General features: G+C 37.1%; 1 protein-coding gene. It reads left to right on the top strand.

The features are described from left to right. Positions 1–361 precede the first annotated feature (361 nt). Entirely contained in the window at positions 362–1,678 is a 1,317-nt protein-coding gene (locus EFT72_RS18830; RefSeq protein WP_124068455.1) for an IS110 family transposase, read from the top strand. Positions 1,679–1,697 lie beyond the last annotated feature (19 nt).

The raw sequence follows: 1,697 nt of genomic DNA, 5'->3' as shown, positions 1-1,697 counted from the left end.
TTGTATAATAATGATATAGCCAATGAGGCTTATATCTTACTAACATCTTTTTATTCTGTAACTGAATAAGGCTTCACCCTTAATCAGAAGTTACTATTTCTTAATTACCATGTCTGACGGTTCCCTGATAGACACCATGCTTATTATAAGGTATATTAATCAATTGGATAGGATAAAGAATGTCTCCCTCCTTGGGAAGCCAGTTTCTACTGGCTCATACCTACGAATTAGTCAATTAGTCCATTCAATGAGGTTTTATGATTTAGCTGGTTGGGAGCCGGAAGGCTATACCCGCATAACTCGCAAGGTTGTGTACTCATTGCATTGGAAATGGATTCCTATCAGAAAGGAGCTTTTGCTCATGTCAAACAAAGTTGTTTTTAATTTAGATGAATTGTTCATCTCTGTTGGTATGGATGTTGGTGCGGACTTCACATGGATGTCTATCGCACTTCCAAACCAAACCATAGTAGGAAAACCTTTTAAAATCCTACATTCTAGTATTGAATCCCTGGAACTCGCTGTTTCTAAAATAAAAGAAGCAGAAGAGTTGTATTCCTTAGAAAGTCGCATCTTTCTGGAATCTACGGGAATTTATCATTACCCACTCTTCTGCTATCTTCGTGATAAGGGTTTTAACTGCTCAGTTATTAATCCTATCATCACTAAGAGTAGCACAAATATCAATATAAGAAAAGTGCATAATGACCGTTTTGATTCAAAAAAAGCTGCTTTGATTGGCTTGAAACCTGATTTAAAGGTTTCTCTTATTCCATCTGAACTTGCTCTTGATTTAAGGAATCTTTCCAGAGAGTATTATGATTTGATGGATAATCGTTCAGCCTATATAAATAAGCTACAAGGTGAACTTCGTATGGTTTTTCCACAGTACTTGAAAATCTTTTCAAAGGTGACTACCAATACATCTCTTACTTTATTGGAAAACTACACTTCACCAGATACTTTTCTTTCAGCTGATAAGCAGGAAATCATTGATTCCATACGTTCTACTGCGAGATTTGGAGTTACATATGCTAATAACAAGTATAATGCCATTATTCTAGCTGCAAAAGACTCTAAAATTTTTGGTCATTCCGTCAGCAGTAATTTCAAGCGTATTCAGATTTACATACGTTTTATACGCCAGTATGATGAAGAAATCACCTCTATACTAGAAAACATGCATGAACTGGTTGGTGCAAATGAAGGTACTAAATTTGTACAACAGATACACCTGATTGAATCTTACAAAGGAGCCGGATTTCTGTCCGCTGTATCTCTTATGAGTGAGATTGGCAACTTCTCGGCATTCCATTCTCCAAAGCAGCTGTTTGCTTACTTTGGGCTGGATCCTGCAGTAAAGCAGTCCGGTAAGTTTAAGGGAACCAAAGTCAACATGTCAAAACGCGGTTCCCGCATTGCCAGACGTGTACTTCACACGATGGCTTTAATCAGTATCAGCAAAAACAGAAATGGTTCTGCTAAAAATCCTGTACTCCGTGATTATTACCTTAAAAAATGTGAGTCAAAGCCTAAGATGGTATCACTAGGTGCTGTCATGCATAAAGTTTGTAACATAGTATTTGCCATTCTTCGTGATGAAAAAGAGTTTCAAATCATCACACCAGAAGAACATCAAAAGAATTACTTAAAAGCGAGATGCGACGTCGCTGCTTAATGTAATGAATACCTCCTTC

Source organism: Clostridium sp. E02 (assembly GCF_003833015.1).
GTDB lineage: Bacteria > Bacillota > Clostridia > Lachnospirales > Lachnospiraceae > Lacrimispora.
This window is presented reverse-complemented; position numbering and strand designations above follow the sequence as displayed.